The following is a 16542-nucleotide window of genomic DNA, read 5'->3' as shown; positions in this document are numbered from 1 at the left end:
ATTTAAACCTATAATGCCTGTTTATAATTAAGCTGTTTCAGCTGGCATTGATTTATATTTCAATACAGGTGAACGGCCTTTTTTAAAGATTTTATTGCTATTCTTTTTGCCTGCACGAAGTCTTTTTTGTTCTTCATAAGGCAATTGAATTACTTCTTGGCAAGCTTCAGAGCAACAATTTTCCATTTTTTCTGCGCAGCTTTTACATTGTATAAAAAGCAAATGACAAGCTTCATTTGCACAATTCACATGTGTATCACAAGCTTCACCACATTGGTGACATTTGGCAATAACTTCATTAGAAATCTGTTCGCTTCGTCTATGATCAAAAACAAAATTTTTGCCTAAAAATTTATTTTCTAAGCCTTTATTTTCAATTTGTCGGGCATATTCAATAATCCCACCTTCTAACTGAAAAACATTTTTAAAGCCTTTATGTTTATAATAAGCACTAGCTTTTTCACAACGAATACCTCCTGTGCAATACATCACAAGGTTTTTGTCTTCTTTATGCTCACTTAAGTCAGCTTCAATTATATCGAGAGAATCTCTAAACGTATCAACATCAGGTGTGACTGCATTTTTGAAATGACCGATTTCACTTTCATAGTGATTTCGCATATCAACCAAAACAGTGTTTGGGTCTTCAATCAATTCATTAAAACGATCAGCATCAACGTGAACGCCTTTGTCAGTCACATCAAAAGTGTCATCATTCAAACCATCAGCAACAATTTTCGGTCTCACTTTGAGTTTTAATTTCAAAAAGGACTTATCATCTTGCTCAATCGCAATATTGAGTCTCACATTTTCTAGAAAATAAATGCTATCTAAAAAGGACTTGAATTTTTCAAATTTTTTGGCAGGCACAGAAAGTTGAGCATTGATGCCTTCGTGAGCAACATAAATTCTGCCCAACACATCAAGTGCATCCCACGCGATAAAAAGATAGTTTCTGAAAAGTTGCGGATTGCCAATTTTCGCATATTTATAAAAGGAAAGTGTTAAGCGTTCTTCGCCAGCTTCATCAAGAAGAGCTTCCCTTTCTTTGGCACTTAGTTTATTGTACAGTTGCATGCTATACTAATTTAAAAGTTAAAAGAAAGTTTTAATAAAGTGCAAAGATAAACACTTCTGAATAAAAAAATATAAAAATGAAAAAAGTCCTGATCTTCAGGACTTTTTCTAGTGGCTAACTCGTTATTGGATAATAACATATACTTGCTTAGTTTTTAGTGTTTTCAAAAACTAGCCAACCGTCTACCAAAATAAATTGGTTCCCATGGTGAGCAATTAAGTAAGGTTTGAACTGCCCACCTAGAAGATGAGTCTATCTCAAAATGGTTGCGTTAAAATAAAATATTATTGAATTAAATAGTATTTTTACATCAAAAGAAAGAATTATGGCAAAGGAAAATAATGAAAAGGAAGCTAAGCTAAAAGCATTAAAGCTCACTTTAGATAAGTTAGACAAGACATACGGAAAAGGAACTGTGATGAAGATGAGCGATCAAGCCGTTGAGGATATTGACGCAATTTCTTCAGGATCACTTGGTTTAGATTTGGCTTTAGGCGTTGGCGGCTATCCACGTGGACGAGTGATTGAGATTTTCGGCCCTGAATCTTCAGGTAAAACAACTTTAACTTTACACGCAATCGCTGAGGCACAAAAAGCTGGTGGAATTGCAGCTTTCATTGACGCTGAGCATGCATTTGATCGCACTTATGCTCAAAAACTTGGTGTTGATATAGATGATTTAATAATCTCTCAACCTGATCATGGTGAGCAAGCTTTAGAGATTGCTGATAACTTGATTCGCTCAGGTGCTATTGATATTGTGGTTGTTGACTCCGTTGCTGCACTGACACCTAAAAGTGAAATTGAGGGTGAAATGGGTGATTCAAAAATGGGGTTACATGCAAGATTAATGTCTCAAGCACTCCGTAAATTAACAGCGTCAATTAGTAAATCAAAATGTACAGTGATTTTCATTAACCAATTGAGAGAAAAAATTGGTGTGATGTTCGGTAACCCGGAAACTACAACTGGTGGTAACGCATTGAAATTTTACTCTTCAGTAAGATTAGACATTCGTCGATCTACACAAATAAAAAATAGCAACAGCGAAGTTATGGGGAATAAAACCCGTGTAAAAGTTGTTAAAAATAAAGTTGCACCACCTTTCAAAATGTCAGAGTTTGACATTATGTACGGAGAAGGAATTTCAAAAGTTGGTGAGATCATTGATATTGGCGTTGATTACGAGATCGTAAAAAAAGCAGGTTCTTGGTTCAGTTATGGTGACACAAAACTAGGGCAAGGTCGTGATGCTGTCAAAATGCTTTTAAAGGACAACCCTGAATTGATGGATGAACTTGAAGCTAAAATTTTAGAAGCGATTAAAATTTCAAAAGAAGAATCTTAATAAGGTTTGACGCAACCTTTAGTCTTGTTCATTATCTAGTAGTTAAGATTATCTGATTTTTTTATCATATCTTTAAGAAATAAGCACTTCTCAATTCTATATCTGAAAAGTGCGGGTATATCAATTATTGACTGTGAACATCTAAAATGCTACTCAAAAAACTTATTAAAAAGTGCAAGAATCATAATACTGAAGCTCAAAAAGAGCTTTATAATATTTATGCGCCTAAGTTTTTTGGAATTGCTTTAAAGTACTCCCGCAATTATCCTGAAGCTCAGGATAATTTGCAGGATGCTTTTATCAATATATTTGAAAAAATACATCAATATAAATTTAAAGGCTCTTTTGAAGGTTGGATGAAACGTATATTGATCAACACAGCCTTGCAGAAATACAAAAAGCAAAAGGTTTATGAGCTCATCCACACAAATATTCCTGATGAGAAAAAATCAAATGTTGATGATAAAAATCTAAATTTAGATGAACTCCTTAGTTGTATTCAAAATTTGCCAAACCGATATAGATTAGTTTTCAATCTTTATGTTTTAGACGGTTACTCACATCAAGAAGTTGCTGATGAATTGGATATCAGTATTGGAACTTCAAAATCTAATTTATCTCGTGCCAGAGAAATTTTGAGAAAAGATGTTGAAAACAAACAAAACTTAAAATCTCAAAAACAAGCTTGATGAGTGAGTCAAAAAAACATATCGATCGTGTTTTTCAAGAGGCTTTTCAAGATTTTGAAGCTCAACCTCCCCATTCAACATGGCATCAGATTGAAAAGAAATTGACAACCAAAAAGAAAAGATTCTTCCCTTTCTTGGTTTTATTAAAATATGCGGCTGTTGTCACTTCAGGACTTATCATTTTTGGTTTAGGCGCTTTTTATCAAAATTTCAAAACATCATCTTCTGCTTTTACAGAAAACAAATATGGCACGCAGAGTAAGATCATTTATAAAAATGATCAATATTTTTGGAAAAATCATTTTATTGATAATTCTGAAACCGATTATTCATCAGCGCTTTGGCAAGATTTAAGCTTGATTTTCGATGATTTTTCAAATCAAACTTCCTCTGAAATTGCAAATTTTGCCAGCACAAAGGAAAAAAATACTAATACCGATTTTTTAAATTACAAATCAGCATCAATCATTCAGAACTCTTTTGATTTTGAGACATCAATGCTATTGTTTGATCATTATCATCTTCATAAAAAACAAAAATCAGAAAACTCCCCTGAAATTAAAAACCCTTGGATGGTAAATCCGCAAATTGCACCTATCTATGCAAGTTCACTTAATGGTTCTAATACATTAAATCAAAAATATGAGGCTCACACAAGTGATATCAATATGTCTTATGGCGTTAAGCTTGCCTATCAAGTCACTCCGAAATTAAGTGTTAGAACAGGCATCAATCAAGTGAATATGAATTATAAAACTGAAGATATTGTTCAAACTTATAATATGTCAAGCTATAACAAAACGAATCTTCAAAATACAGTTGCTTCTCAACAAAAATATGTCACATCTTATGATGCAAAAAGAGCAAATTATGAAGAGTATTCATCTGGAAATGTAACATCTGGATATCTCAGCCAAGACATGGGCTTTATTGAAATACCACTTGAGGTTGAATATAAATTAATCGATAAGGAAATCGGTTTTCATATCATGGCTGGAACGAGTACGCTTTTGCTTAATCAAAATCAAGTGAGCTATCACTCAGAAGCATTAAATAGTTATGTCGGGAAAACTGCAAACATTAATAAAACTAGCTTCTCCGCCAATATAGGCTTTGGGGTTGATTATAATTTTTCTGATAAATGGTCTTTAAATTTAGAGCCTAATTTCAAATACCAAATCAATACATTTGAGGTAGAAACCACAAATGTTCAACCTTATTATTTCGGGCTTTTTTCTGGGGTGAAATTTAGATTTTAAAAAAATATCATCAACAAATTTTTATAAGATTTAAATAAGCTTATTTTTGTTTCTATGAGAATCGAAGACTACATCATTGAACTTTTATACACGCATGATTGTGTGATTATCCCTGATTTTGGCGCTTTTTTGACAAAAAGAGAATCTGCCGTCATCAATACTGAAATACATCATATTGAACCGCCTAAAAGAAGTCTTCAGTTCAATGCCCAAATCAAAAACAATGATGGTTTACTTGCAAAACATATTGCTTTTAAAGAAAAGATAACATATCAAAAAGCTGTTTCAAAAATGAACTTCTTCGTTGATGATCTTAAATTAGCCTTACATGAAGGTAAAGTGGTTTCGTTAGATCGTCTAGGAACTTTCAGACAAGATGAACAAATCTCTTTCCAAGCTGATAAAGGTCAAAACTTCCTGCTCGATGCCTTTGGATTAGAGCGTATGACAATCAAAGCTTTTGAAAAGCAAAAAACCGAAGCTTCTCGAGATCAAAATGAGATTAAGCAAATTAAACCTGAGCGTCAATCAAAAACTTCTGGATATTTAAAGTACGCAGCAATTGGTTTTATCGGTTTAGGGATTGCTTCAATCTTAGGTCTTAGTTACTATGAAACCCAAGTTGAAACACATAATATTGCCGAGCAACAAAAAGCTGAAAAAATATTACAAGAAGAAATTCAAGAAGCTAGTTTTAGCTTAAAAAGTGCCTTCCAACCCATAATTGTTGAAAACGAAGTTGAAGAAAATAATTCTCAAAACAACAAAGATTTTAAACAAGAAATTAGTACGAGTAAATATCATGTCATTGCTGGTGCTTTTCGTGTGGAGGCAAACGCACATAAGAAAATAAAACAACTCAAAAAACAAAACCACGCAGCAACTTACGTTGGAATAAATAAATATCAGCTTCACCAGATTGCATATGCAAGCTTTAACAGCAGAGCAAAAGCTAATAGCTTTTTAAGAAAAATCAAACAAGAAAATCCATCCGCTTGGCTACTCGTAAAATAAAGATTTTAGTATTCTCTTAATAAAACAAGACTTATCTTTGTCGAAAATCAAAATTAAATGAGATATCCTGAAGATTCTAAAGCTGTGATGACGGACTTGGTGCTTCCTAGTGAAACCAATCCATTAAACAATTTGTTTGGCGGTGAACTTCTAGCAAGAATGGATCGTGCGGCGAGTATTGCAGCACGAAGACACTCAAGACGAATTGTTGTTACAGCATCTGTTAACCACGTTGCTTTTAATAAAGCTATTCCTTTGGGAAGTGTTGTAACCGTTGAAGCTAAAGTCTCTCGAGCTTTTAAAACATCTTTAGAAATTGTTATTGATGTTTGGATTGAAGACAGAGAAAGTGGAAGACGCACTAAGGCAAATGATGCAATTTACACATTTGTTGCTGTAGATGATCTTGGAAATCCAGTTCCAGTTCCAAAAATAGAACCTCAAACCGATTTAGAAAAAGAGCGTTTTGAAGGTGCATTGAGACGTAAACAACTCAGTTTAGTGTTGGCCGGAAAAATGAATCCTAAAGATGCTACAGAATTAAAAGCTATATTCGAATAATAATAATCAACAAAAACTAAAAAATGTCAGAAGCTATTAAAATACTCCATTCATATTGGGCCTATTTGGTACTCTTAATCTTAATATTGGCAACCTTTAACGCCATTATTAAAACACTTTCTAAAAGCCCTTATGGCGCTAAAGATTTCAGAATTTCACTATTTACATTGATTGTTTCACACATTCAATTATTAATAGGTATTGTTCTTTACTTTGTCTCTCCATATTTTTCAGCATTTTCTGAACAAGGTATGGGAGAAGTGATGAAAAATTCTGGATTAAGATTATACCTTGTTGAACATCCGCTTACAATGATTATTGCCATCGTTTTGATTACAATGGGATATAGCAAGCACAAGAAAAAATTATCTTCAACTAAGAAATTTAGAATGATTGCTATATTTTACGCATTAGCGCTTATTCTGATGTTGTCTAGAATTCCTTGGAGCGTATGGTTTTAAGAAATTAATGGATCATAAATTTTATAAAAATGCCTTTCATATGAAAGGCATTTTTTGTTTATAAAATTTGGTTTGATTTAAAATCAGAACGAATTTCAAGAAATGAAATGATAAAAAAAGCCTGATGAAAATTTCATCAGGCTTTTTAAAAATTATATAAGTGCGCTTTTTAAGCCTCAAAAGGCTCAATAGAAACATAAGATTTATCACCTTTTGTTTTTGTAAACTGCACAATTCCATCAACTTTAGCGTGTAAAGTGTGATCTTTTCCTAAGTAAACGTTAGTTCCAGGTCTGTGTTTAGTCCCTCTTTGTCTAACGATGATGTTTCCTGCAACAGCAGCTTGACCACCAAATATCTTTACGCCTAATCTTTTCGATTCTGATTCTCTTCCGTTCTTCGAACTACCTACACCTTTCTTATGTGCCATCTCTAAAAGTTTTTAAATTATTTGCTTAAAGCTTCAATTAATTCTGCTTTCTTCAATGAAGAATAACCTTCTAAACCTTGAGCCTTAGCCATTTCCTTTAATTCAGCAACGGTATTTTTACTCAAGTCTTGTTTTCCGTCATCTTTTTTAGCTTCTTCCTTTTTTGGCTCAGCTTTCTTTGATGATGATTTTGATCCACTTCCGAAAAGACCTTCAATCTGAATCTCAGTCAAATATTGTCTGTGACCGTTTTTCTTTTTGTAACCTTTTCTTCTTTTCTTTTTGAAGACAATAACTTTGTCTCCTTTCAAGTGCTTAAGGACTTTTGCGTCAACTTTTGCACCATCTATAGCTGGGGCGCCAAGAGTCGTTGTGCTGCCATCGTTAAATAAAAGAACTTTATCAAAGCTAATTGAAGCTCCTTCATCTTCTTTTAAACGATGTACAAACACTTTTTGGTCTTTAGTTACTTTGAACTGTTGCCCTGCTATCTCTACGATTGCGTACATAGTGTTTATGTTTAAATTTTAAAATGCTTGCAAATATACGCCTTTTAAAATAAACACAAAGAATTTTTATTTTTTATGAATAGATTTTTTGAAAAGCTGCATAAAAGTTAAAGTCATCACGACTGTTGTCGCAAAGCCCATAATGGCAACTACAAATGAAAACATCAATGGATTAACATCTAAATTTTTGGACATCATTCCTGTTAAGTTGTCTAAAAAATCAGGATTTAACTCCGAAGTGTAAATACTCATAAAAACAGTAAATAAGATTGTACCAAAAATACCTGTGATCAATCCTGAAACAACTCCATTTTCATATTTAAAATTTTCTCGAAGCTCGTGTTTGCGCGAACGTATTGAGTCATAAATCGCAAAGGCCGTAATCACCATATTAAATGTACTAAAACCTGCTTGCGTGTGTGCATCAAATAAACTTAATATTAAGAAATACGCAATAAGTGATGCTGCGAGTGCAGTTCCGTATCTGATTGAAATAGAAATTCTGTTCATCGTTTAATTTTTATGTTAAATTACAAAAATTAATGTAAAACATATTCAAATATCTTGTTAAGACATAAAAATTATAGATTTAAGATGTCTTTAGCAGGTTAGTTCAAAATTAAACATAGATATTTGTAACATATCTAAAATTTTATCAACTTATAGTTTACATTTAAAATTATTTAAAAATGAAAAGAACATTTAATTTACTGTTGCTTTTTTGTATGAGTATACCTGTTTTCGCTCAGCAAGTAGAGTTTACAGAGTATGATTTAGACAATGGCTTACATGTCATTTTACATCAAGACAATACTGTTCCTGTTGCAACAGTTGGTGTTATGTACCACGTTGGCTCAAAAGACGAAACAGAAGGACGTACAGGTTTTGCCCATTTTTTTGAGCACCTTTTATTTGAAGGAACAAAAAATATTGAACGTGGTGAGTGGTTCAACATCGTTGCAGCCAACGGTGGTAGCAACAATGCAAACACATCACAAGACAGAACTTTCTACTACGAAACTTTCCCTTCTAACGCTATTGAAATTGGTTTATGGATGGAATCTGAGCGTATGCTCCACCCAATCATTAATCAAATTGGTGTTGACACACAAAATGAAGTCGTTAAAGAAGAAAAACGTTCTAGAATTGACAACGCTCCTTATGGTAAAGTTGCATATGCAACAGGTATTAATAAGCATTTGTTTAAAAAACACCCCTACAAAAACTCTGTTATCGGTACGATGGATGATTTAAATGCTGCTCAACTCGATGAATTTATAGCATTTTTTGAAAAATTCTACGGCCCAAATAATGCAACATTAGTTGTCGCTGGTAATTTCGAAAAGAACGAAATGAAAAAAATGGTTCAAGACTATTTTGGTTCTATCAAAAGCAAACCAGAGGTCAAAAGAGTTAATATTAAGGAAGACCCAATTAAGGAGACAATCGTTAAAACTGAATACGATAGCAATATCCAAATTCCTTTAAAAGTTCATGTTTACAGAATTCCTGGTATGAGCCACCGTGATTCTTACGTTATGAGCATGATTTCTTCAATTTTGACAGACGGTAAAAGTTCACGTTTATATAAAAGAATGGTTGACGATGAAAAAGTAGCATTACAAGTTTTAGCTTTCCCAAGACCAATGGAAGATTACGGAACATACGTTATGGGTGCTTTACCTATGGGAGATACTCCTTTAGACAAGCTTGCTGAAATTATGGATGATGAAGTTGAGAAACTGAGAACTGAACTTATTTCAGAAAGAGAATTTCAGAAGTTACAAAACAAATTTGAAAATAGATTTGTAAGTTCTAATTCAAGCATTCAAGGAATCGCAAGTTCATTAGCAACTTACAATGTATTATATGGTGATACAGATTTAATCAATGAAGAAATTGAAATCTACAGAAGTATTACGCGTGAAGAAATTCAAGAAGTAGCTCAGAAATACTTACAAGAAAACAAGCGTTTAGACTTAGACTATTTACCTGAATCAGATAAAGAACAAAAATAAAAGACATGAAATTTAAAATTTTAACCCTATTTATAGTTTGTCTGATCGCAACAAATGCGACTGCACAAATCGATAGATCGACAATGCCTAAACCAGGACCAGCTCCAAAAATTAATCTTGGAGAGCCTGATCAATTCTCGTTAAGCAACGGGCTTGAAGTATTAGTTGTTGAAAACAACAAGCTACCAAGAGTTTCTGTGCGATTAATGATAGACAACAAACCTTACACTGCTGATAAACCTGGAACAGCGAGCCTGGTTTCTAGCTTACTTGGTACTGGTACTAAAAACATTTCTAAAGACGAATTCAATGAAGAGATAGATTTTCTTGGCGCTTCAGTTGGCTTCGGATCTGAAAGTGCTTACGCGAGTTCTTTATCAAAATTCTTCCCTCGTGTGATGGAATTAATGGCTGAAGGTGCTTTAAATCCAGTTTTTTCTCAAGAAGAATTTGAATCTGAAAAAGCAAAACTTATTGAAGGTTTAAAAAGCAATGAAAAAAACGTAGAAGCTATTGGTAGTCGTGTATCATCTGCTTTAGCTTATGGGAAAAATCATCCTTACGGACAATTTACAACACCAGAATCTGTTGAGTCTATTACTTTAGCTGATGTTAAAAACATGTACCGTAACTACTTCTCTCCAAAAAATGCATATATGGTTGTTGTTGGAGATATTTCTAAAAAAGAAGTAAAGAAGTTAGTAAAAGAACATTTCAAGAACTGGAAAGAAGAAACACCTCCAAGTGAGAGTCTTCCTGCAGTTCGTGATGCGCAATACACGCAAATCAACTTTGTTGATATGCCAAATGCTGTTCAAAGTCAAATTATCGTTCAAAACACTGTTGACTTAAAGATGAGTGATGCTGACTATTTCCCAGTTATTGTTGCTAACCAAATCCTTGGCGGTAGTTTCGGAAGTTACCTAAACATGAATCTTAGAGAAGATAAAGGTTACACCTACGGCGCAAGATCAAGCATTGGCAGTAGCAGATATGCTGCACGCTTTAGAGCTTCAGCTGGTGTAAGAAATGCGGTAACTGACAGTTCAGTTGTTGAATTTGTTAAAGAAATCAAACGTATCAGAACTGAAGACGTTGATAAAGATAAGTTAGAAGACGTTAAGAAAAAGTTTGCTGGTAGCTTTGTGATGCAATTAGAAAACCCTTCAACTGTGGCTAACTACGCACTTAATATTAAAACTAAAAAGCTTCCTGAAGATTTTTATGAAACTTTCTTAGAGAAGATTAATGCTGTAACTGTTGCTGACATTAAAAGAGTCGCAAATAAATATCTTAAAGTTGATAACTTAAGAATTATTGTGACTGGTAAAGGTTCTGAAGTTGTTGAAAACTTAGAAAAAGTAACTGTTGATGGCAAGCGTGTCCCAGTATTGTACTATGATAAGAAAGCGAATAAAATTGATAAACCAGAGTTCACTAAGCCAATTCCAGAAGGTGTTGATGCAGCTAGTGTTTACCAAAATTACATCAAAGCAATTGGAGGAAAAGACAAAGCCGAAAACGTAAACACAGTTTACTTAAAAGGTGATGCAACTGTACCAGGTGCAACTTTTCAATACCAAGAAAAAAGAACCAAATCAGGGAAATCTAGTGTAGAGCTTAAAATGGGCGGAAACACAGTACAGAAAATGATTTTTGATGGTGAAAAAGGTTACCAAGTTGCTCAAGGTCAACGTATGGATTACACTGAAGAGCAAAATATGGCAAACAAAAAAATTGCTGGTGCTGTTCGTGAATTAAATGTCGCTGATGGTGTTGAACTTGTAGCAATTGAAAGCATTGATGGACAAGATGCATATGCTGTAAAAATCAACGAAACAACTAAAGAGTTTTATAGTGTTGAAACTGGTTTAAAAATCCAAACTGCAACAACAGTTGAGCAAATGGGGCAAACAGCGACAACAACAATTGACTACTCTGACTACAAGGAAGTTAAAGGGATTAAGTTTCCATTTAAATTAACTCAAAAAGTAGGACCAATGGAGATTGAAATCAACATTGAAGAAGTTAAAGTTAACGAAGGTGTTTCTGATAAAGATTTCGAATAAATCTGAAATCCTTTAAATAATTCAGCTGCTCTAAATTAATTTTTAGAGCAGCTTTTTTTATGCTAAAAATTAAGCTCTATTTTTAAGTCGCTTCTTTTTATTGGCAAGATAAACACCTAATAAAATGATTAAGCCTGCACCAAATTGCATCATATTAAATTGCTCTCCATCTAAAAACCCCCAAGACAAAGCGATGATTGGTATTAAGTAAGTCACTGAAGTTGTAAAAACAGGATTCGAAATCTGTATTAAACGATTAAAAATAATCTTTGCGAAAGCAGTCCCTAAAACAGCTAAAATGCTTACATAAATAAGCGCTTGATGCGTCTCAGGAGATTTCAACTTTTCAGCAGTAAAAAAATCAGTTGCAAATAAAACAATAATTGAAACAGGAATTAAAATTAAAAAGGATCCCGTTGCAATACCTAAAGCTGATACATTTTGAAGATATTTTTTAATAATATTTGCATTAAAAGCATACATCACAGAAGCGATAATAGGTAAAATTGAAAACCAATAATTCTGATCAGGATTAAGTGATGCGCCAGCAAAAATGAGCAATACAGAACCTATTAAACCGATGAAAACACCAATAAATTGTTTCCTGATAAAAGCTGCTCCAAAAAAGCTCAACCCAACAATAAGCGCTAATAAAGGGACAGTTGAATTTAATATTGAAGCAATTGCACTGTCAATTTCTGTTTCTGCATAAGCAAATAAAATACTTGGAAAAAACGTCCCTATAAAGCCTGATAAACCTACCCAAAACCATTGTTGCTTATTGAGCTGTTTGAGCTTCCTAAAGCCAAATAGAATTAGCACTATACCAGTGATTAATACACGAACTGCTCCCAATTGTATTGGAGTTAAACCTAATAAAGATTTTTTAATAAGAATAAATGAGCTTCCCCAAAGCAAAGATAATGTGATGAGGAAAAACCATTTTAGATATTGATTTGGCACTTTGAAATTTTTGTGCAAAAATCAATTTAATTATTCAGCTTTCCTTATAAAAGTTGACTAAAATTTAAAGGCTTATTTCGTCCACCTTAAGCTCTCAACCATTCGTTTTAAATCCTTTTTGAGATAAGCTGCAGCTGGCAAAATGGAATCATAATTGGGACGTGTTTTGAAATAAATAGAAGCTGTCACAAAGTGGTTGACACTGTCAGTTAAATAAAATTGAGCTTGAGAAGCTGCGTCACCCTCAACTTCATAAAAGTTTCCATAGGTATTTGTTTCATCGTTTGAGTAAACATCAACCTCTATCGCATCTGCTTTAATCGTGTGTTTTAAGGGAAGCTTTTGAGCATCAGACAATAATTCTCTCAAATTATTATTGACTTTTTTATAAGAGAAAAATATGGTCGCGTCCATTTGAGGATAAACGATATCAAATGAGCATTGATCGTAATTTTTGGATTGATCAATCTTCACTAACTCATTAACATCAAAGTAAAAATGACAGTTTGTATTAAGCTGTTTATAACTATTATCAGGATAATTTAAATCCAGAAAAGCCTTGGCTTTAGGTTGCACATCCGTTTGACAACTCATCGTCAAAAAAACGAACAATAATAAGAAAGAGACAAGCTTAAGATTCATTTCGTTTCACTTTAATTTGTTTAATACGCCTATTATCAACAACTTCAATTGTAAAAGTAAATTGTAAAAACTGAATGGTTTGATTTTTCTTGGGTAAACTTTTTGAAATTTCAAGAACAAAACCCGCTAAGGTTTCTGACTCACCCTTCTCTGTTTCAAATTCGGTTTGCGTATTTTCATCAAAATCAAAGATACGGTAGAAATCCTTCAGAGAAGTTTTACCTTCAAAAACAAAAGTATGATTATCAATTTTAGAAAAAACCAAATCTTCATCATCAAACTCATCACTGATATCCCCGACTATTTCTTCAATAATATCTTCAAGAGAAATCAATCCGCTTGTGCCTCCGTACTCGTCAACAACAATTGCTAAGTGATTTTTCTGAGACTTAAAATCGTTTAATAAATCATCAAGTTTTTTGTTTTCAGGAACAAAGTAAGGTTCTCTCAGCAAGCTCTGCCATTCAAAATCATCATGATCTCGGTAAGGCAACAAATCTTTCACATAAAGAATCCCGATAATATTGTCAACATCTTCTTTATAAACTGGAATTCGAGAATAACCATTTTCAACAATTTGATTCAAAACAACTTGGTAATCCGTATCAGAACTCAAAGCAAAAACATCAAGTCTTGGTTTCATGACTTGCTTAGCATCGGTATTTCCAAAAGAAACAATGCCTTGCAAAATCTTTTTTTCATCAACAGTTGTCTCTTCTTCGTTGGTTAGCTCAAGCGCTTGGGATAGTTGATCAACACTTAAGTGAGATTTTTGTTTACCAAACTTCTGGTGAATTTTCAAGGTTACTGAGCGCATTGGCATGCTTAAAGGTGAAAATATTTTATCTAAAACAGCTAATGGATAAGCCATAAAATGTGCAAACTCTACACTATTTCTGTTGGCATAAACTTTAGGCAAGATTTCACCAAAAAGCAAAATCAGGAAAGTCACAATCCCGATATCAATTATCAATTTAAGATTAATGCCAAACCAGCTGATGTTGGTACTTTGCATTAAGTCGTCACTAAACGAACTGTAAAGCAAAACAATAGCAATATTGATAAAGTTATTAGCAATAAGTATTGTTGCTAAAAGTTTTTTTGGTCTATCGATAAGATTGATCAAAATTTGATCTTTAGCCGATATATTTTCGTAATCAAAATCAGTCGGCTTAAGAGAAAACAAAGCTACTTCTGATCCAGAAACCAAAGCTGAGCATATCAATAATATAAAAAAGAGAACAAGCTGAAATATACCGCCAGCATCTAGGGCTAAACTTATAAACAAACTCGAGGGGTCAGGTTCCAAATTACGTGTGATTTAAATTGAACTAAAAGGGCAGATCGTCTTCTTCTTCAACCTTCGTTTCTTTAGTAGGTTGTGAAGCTGGTTTCTGCTGGTTAGGTTGAGTGGCTGGAGCTGAAGAGCTTTGATCGCTCTCTCCTTTAGGCGTCAAGAATGTAAATTCTGAACAATGAATTTCTGTTGAATATCTGTCCATGCCTTTATCATCTTGCCATTTTCTGGTTTTGATGCGACCTTCAATATAAACCTTATCACCTTTTTTGAGGTATTTTTCACAAATCTCGGCTGCTTTATTACGAACAACAACATTGTGCCATTCCGTATTGCTAACACGCTCATTTGTTGCTTTATTAACATATTCTTCATTGGTAGCTAACGGAAATCTTCCGATAGAATTACCGCCTTCAAAATAATGCATTTTAACGTCATCTCCTGTGTGTCCGATAAGCATAACTTTATTGAGTGTCCCAGCCATAATAATTGATTTTAAATGTAAATGTAATAAAAAAGATTTATCCTTTAAAAAAGTGTTTCTGAATATAATTAGCAATCAAAACTGGGACTGCATAATCCAGAAGTTCTTCTTTGGTGACAACCTCATAATCTTCTAGTAAATTTGGGTATGTTTTAAAAGATTCGCTCAAGTCTAACTTCCAAAAATGAACAAACAAGCTTTGATGCGTTAATTGATGTTTAATAGGCTGATCAGTTAAGCGTATTAAATTTTCAGTTGGCAAAGTTAAATTAAAACTTTGAGTTGTCGCTTGATTAAGATTATTTTGAGATTCATAAAGAGGAAACTCAAACATATTTTGCCAAATATCTTTTTCAGTTCGTTTTTGAAGTAAAAAATGTTCTTTCTGATCTTGAAGTATCACATAATTAAGGTACCGCTTTCTAACTTTCACTTTTTTTAGTTTTACAGGAAGTTCATTCACTTTATTTTGTTGATATGCGACGCAATCAATTTGTAAAGGACATGAATCACACTTAGGTTTCTTTGGTTTACAATGCAATGCACCAAACTCCATAATGGCCTGATTGTGATCTGCTGGTCTATCTTTATCCAAAAGTTGTTTTGCTTTTTCCTTAAATAGCTTGACACCTTCAGTGGAGTTTATGGGTAAATCAATTCCTAAATATCTAGCTAACACACGATAAACATTACCATCTAGCACTGCCTGAGCTTCACCAAAAGCAAAAGACGAAATAGCAGCAGCCGTATAATCACCTATGCCTTTTAATTTTTTAAGTTCTTTGTAAGTATCAGGGAATTCTCCATTGTTTTCACTCACTGTTTGAGCTGTTTTGTGCAAGTTTCTTGCTCTGGAGTAATACCCTAAACCTTGCCACATTTTCAGGACTTCATCTTCACTAGCCCTTGATAAATCGTGAACGGTTGGATATTTTTCTAAAAAATTGCGATAATAGTCAAGCACTTTTATAACTTGCGTTTGTTGAAGCATAATCTCTGACAACCAAATATTGTAAGCAGCCGTTGTATGACGCCATGGCAAGTCTCTGTGATGCGTATGATACCAGTTAATGAGCGCTTTAGAAAAGTTCAAATTTTTATTTTCGAACAAAAATATGGCTTATATCACTACTATTTAGCGTTTTGTATTTATTTATTGTTATTTAATTCTGTATATTTGCAAACTCAAATTTAATAAACACTTTTAAATATAAAGACTATGACAAAAGCAGATATTGTAGCTAATATTTCAGATAAGTTAGGCTTAGAGAAAGCTGAAGTACAGGCTACTGTTGAAACTTTTATGGCTGAAGTAAAGGATTCTTTAGAGAGCGGAGACAATGTGTACTTGAGAGGTTTCGGAAGTTTTGTTGTCAAGAAAAGAGCAGAAAAAACTGGTCGTAACATCTCTAAGAACACAACAATTAAGATACCAGCACACAACATTCCTGCTTTTAAACCTGCAAAGGTTTTCATAGAAGGTGTAAAAACTAAAGTTGAAGTAAAATAAATTATTAATCAATAAAAAAACACAGCTTATGCCAAGTGGTAAAAAAAGAAAAAGACATAAGGTAGCAACTCACAAAAGAAAAAAGAGAAACAGAGCTAACCGTCACAAGAAAAAGTAGTTTTCAATAACTACTTTTTCTACTTTTATCAACACGTTCTTTGACATCGAAGTTTAAAACCTAAACTTCTACATCCTTACAATAATTGTTTA

18 protein-coding genes are annotated in these 16542 nt (G+C 33.3%); 9 read left to right on the top strand and 9 right to left on the bottom strand.

Translation table 11 applies throughout. The annotated features are described in order from the left end of the window. Positions 1-27: 27 nt before the first annotated feature. Positions 28-1077, bottom strand: coding sequence for an oxygen-dependent tRNA uridine(34) hydroxylase TrhO (trhO, locus tag BLV84_RS08675; RefSeq protein WP_093244280.1), 1050 nt, complete (start codon positions 1075-1077; stop codon positions 28-30). 326 nt (positions 1078-1403) lie between these two features. Here trhO and recA point away from each other — a divergent pair, with 326 nt between their 5' ends. From recA to BLV84_RS08645, 6 genes are all read left to right on the top strand, one after another. Continuing rightward, entirely contained in the window at positions 1404-2426 is a 1023-nt protein-coding gene (gene recA / locus BLV84_RS08670) for a recombinase RecA (protein WP_093244279.1), read from the top strand. Between the two features lie 146 nt (positions 2427-2572). Beyond that, on the top strand, positions 2573-3115 hold the full coding sequence (locus BLV84_RS08665) for an RNA polymerase sigma factor (protein ID WP_093244278.1): 543 nt from the start codon (positions 2573-2575) through the stop codon (positions 3113-3115). Next, complete coding sequence (locus BLV84_RS08660; RefSeq protein ID WP_143521344.1) at positions 3115-4374, top strand: outer membrane beta-barrel protein; 1260 nt, start codon at positions 3115-3117, stop codon at positions 4372-4374. The genes BLV84_RS08665 and BLV84_RS08660 overlap by 1 nt, the downstream gene beginning before the upstream one ends. 54 nt (positions 4375-4428) lie before the next feature. Further along, positions 4429-5388: an HU domain-containing protein gene (locus tag BLV84_RS08655; protein WP_093244276.1), complete on the top strand. Its 960-nt coding sequence runs from the start codon at positions 4429-4431 to the stop codon at positions 5386-5388. Positions 5389-5445: 57 nt separating this feature from the next. Then, positions 5446-5949 carry an acyl-CoA thioesterase gene (locus BLV84_RS08650; RefSeq protein WP_093244275.1) on the top strand — a complete coding sequence of 168 codons (504 nt, stop codon included), beginning with the start codon at positions 5446-5448 and terminating at the stop codon, positions 5947-5949. 23 nt (positions 5950-5972) lie between these two features. Then, entirely contained in the window at positions 5973-6410 is a 438-nt protein-coding gene (locus BLV84_RS08645) for a hypothetical protein (RefSeq protein WP_093244274.1), read from the top strand. Positions 6411-6579: 169 nt separating this feature from the next. Here BLV84_RS08645 and rpmA read toward each other — a convergent pair whose 3' ends face one another. The 3 genes from rpmA to BLV84_RS08630 form a co-directional block, all read right to left on the bottom strand. Continuing rightward, complete coding sequence (gene rpmA / locus BLV84_RS08640) at positions 6580-6840, bottom strand: 50S ribosomal protein L27 (RefSeq protein ID WP_093244273.1); 261 nt, start codon at positions 6838-6840, stop codon at positions 6580-6582. Between the two features lie 17 nt (positions 6841-6857). Then, positions 6858-7349 carry a 50S ribosomal protein L21 gene (gene rplU, locus BLV84_RS08635; protein ID WP_093244272.1) on the bottom strand — a complete coding sequence of 164 codons (492 nt, stop codon included), beginning with the start codon at positions 7347-7349 and terminating at the stop codon, positions 6858-6860. 66 nt (positions 7350-7415) lie between these two features. Beyond that, positions 7416-7859, bottom strand: coding sequence for a DUF4199 family protein (locus BLV84_RS08630; protein ID WP_093244271.1), 444 nt, complete (start codon positions 7857-7859; stop codon positions 7416-7418). A 179-nt stretch (positions 7860-8038) separates the two neighbouring features. Here BLV84_RS08630 and BLV84_RS08625 point away from each other — a divergent pair, with 179 nt between their 5' ends. Together BLV84_RS08625 and BLV84_RS08620 are read left to right on the top strand one after the other, a co-directional pair. After that, positions 8039-9367 (top strand): M16 family metallopeptidase, encoded by a 1329-nt coding sequence (locus tag BLV84_RS08625; protein WP_093244270.1) that lies wholly within the window; start codon positions 8039-8041, stop codon positions 9365-9367. A 5-nt stretch (positions 9368-9372) separates the two neighbouring features. Beyond that, a complete protein-coding gene (locus BLV84_RS08620) occupies positions 9373-11436 on the top strand; it encodes a M16 family metallopeptidase (protein WP_093244269.1) in 2064 nt (687 codons plus the stop codon). Between the two features lie 69 nt (positions 11437-11505). Here the strand turns inward: BLV84_RS08620 and BLV84_RS08615 are convergent, their stop codons facing one another. From BLV84_RS08615 to mutY, 5 genes are all read right to left on the bottom strand, one after another. Continuing rightward, a complete protein-coding gene (locus tag BLV84_RS08615; protein ID WP_093244268.1) occupies positions 11506-12399 on the bottom strand; it encodes a DMT family transporter in 894 nt (297 codons plus the stop codon). 72 nt (positions 12400-12471) lie between these two features. Then, positions 12472-13041 (bottom strand): gliding motility lipoprotein GldD, encoded by a 570-nt coding sequence (gene gldD, locus BLV84_RS08610; protein ID WP_093244267.1) that lies wholly within the window; start codon positions 13039-13041, stop codon positions 12472-12474. After that, on the bottom strand, positions 13031-14350 hold the full coding sequence (locus tag BLV84_RS08605; RefSeq protein ID WP_093244266.1) for a gliding motility-associated protein GldE: 1320 nt from the start codon (positions 14348-14350) through the stop codon (positions 13031-13033). The genes gldD and BLV84_RS08605 overlap by 11 nt, the downstream gene beginning before the upstream one ends. Before the next feature lie 22 nt (positions 14351-14372). Then, the gene (locus tag BLV84_RS08600; RefSeq protein ID WP_093244265.1) at positions 14373-14822 is read right to left on the bottom strand and encodes a single-stranded DNA-binding protein; all 450 of its coding nucleotides are present in this window, start codon (positions 14820-14822) and stop codon (positions 14373-14375) included. 37 nt (positions 14823-14859) lie between these two features. After that, positions 14860-15915 carry an A/G-specific adenine glycosylase gene (gene mutY / locus BLV84_RS08595; protein ID WP_093244264.1) on the bottom strand — a complete coding sequence of 352 codons (1056 nt, stop codon included), beginning with the start codon at positions 15913-15915 and terminating at the stop codon, positions 14860-14862. Positions 15916-16041: 126 nt separating this feature from the next. Between mutY and BLV84_RS08590 the strand changes: the two genes are divergently transcribed. After that, complete coding sequence (locus tag BLV84_RS08590) at positions 16042-16332, top strand: HU family DNA-binding protein (protein WP_093244263.1); 291 nt, start codon at positions 16042-16044, stop codon at positions 16330-16332. Positions 16333-16542 lie beyond the last annotated feature (210 nt).

This window comes from Psychroflexus halocasei (assembly GCF_900107595.1).
Taxonomy (GTDB): Bacteria; Bacteroidota; Bacteroidia; order Flavobacteriales; family Flavobacteriaceae; genus Psychroflexus; species Psychroflexus halocasei.
The sequence above is the reverse complement of the archived record's forward strand: the minus strand, read 5'-3'. Positions and strand labels throughout refer to the sequence as shown.

Bases quoted from the DNA above. Each gene is read 5' to 3' on its own strand.
- trhO (WP_093244280.1), bottom strand. From the start codon at position 1,077: ATGCAACTGTACAATAAACTAAGTGCCAAAGAAAGGGAAGCTCTTCTT.
- recA (WP_093244279.1), top strand. From the start codon at position 1,404: ATGGCAAAGGAAAATAATGAAAAGGAAGCTAAGCTAAAAGCATTAAAG.
- BLV84_RS08665 (WP_093244278.1), top strand. From the start codon at position 2,573: ATGCTACTCAAAAAACTTATTAAAAAGTGCAAGAATCATAATACTGAA.
- BLV84_RS08660 (WP_143521344.1), top strand. From the start codon at position 3,115: ATGAGTGAGTCAAAAAAACATATCGATCGTGTTTTTCAAGAGGCTTTT.
- BLV84_RS08655 (WP_093244276.1), top strand. From the start codon at position 4,429: ATGAGAATCGAAGACTACATCATTGAACTTTTATACACGCATGATTGT.
- BLV84_RS08650 (WP_093244275.1), top strand. From the start codon at position 5,446: ATGAGATATCCTGAAGATTCTAAAGCTGTGATGACGGACTTGGTGCTT.
- BLV84_RS08645 (WP_093244274.1), top strand. From the start codon at position 5,973: ATGTCAGAAGCTATTAAAATACTCCATTCATATTGGGCCTATTTGGTA.
- rpmA (WP_093244273.1), bottom strand. From the start codon at position 6,840: ATGGCACATAAGAAAGGTGTAGGTAGTTCGAAGAACGGAAGAGAATCA.
- rplU (WP_093244272.1), bottom strand. From the start codon at position 7,349: ATGTACGCAATCGTAGAGATAGCAGGGCAACAGTTCAAAGTAACTAAA.
- BLV84_RS08630 (WP_093244271.1), bottom strand. From the start codon at position 7,859: ATGAACAGAATTTCTATTTCAATCAGATACGGAACTGCACTCGCAGCA.
- BLV84_RS08625 (WP_093244270.1), top strand. From the start codon at position 8,039: ATGAAAAGAACATTTAATTTACTGTTGCTTTTTTGTATGAGTATACCT.
- BLV84_RS08620 (WP_093244269.1), top strand. From the start codon at position 9,373: ATGAAATTTAAAATTTTAACCCTATTTATAGTTTGTCTGATCGCAACA.
- gldD (WP_093244267.1), bottom strand. From the start codon at position 13,041: ATGAATCTTAAGCTTGTCTCTTTCTTATTATTGTTCGTTTTTTTGACG.
- BLV84_RS08600 (WP_093244265.1), bottom strand. From the start codon at position 14,822: ATGGCTGGGACACTCAATAAAGTTATGCTTATCGGACACACAGGAGAT.
- BLV84_RS08590 (WP_093244263.1), top strand. From the start codon at position 16,042: ATGACAAAAGCAGATATTGTAGCTAATATTTCAGATAAGTTAGGCTTA.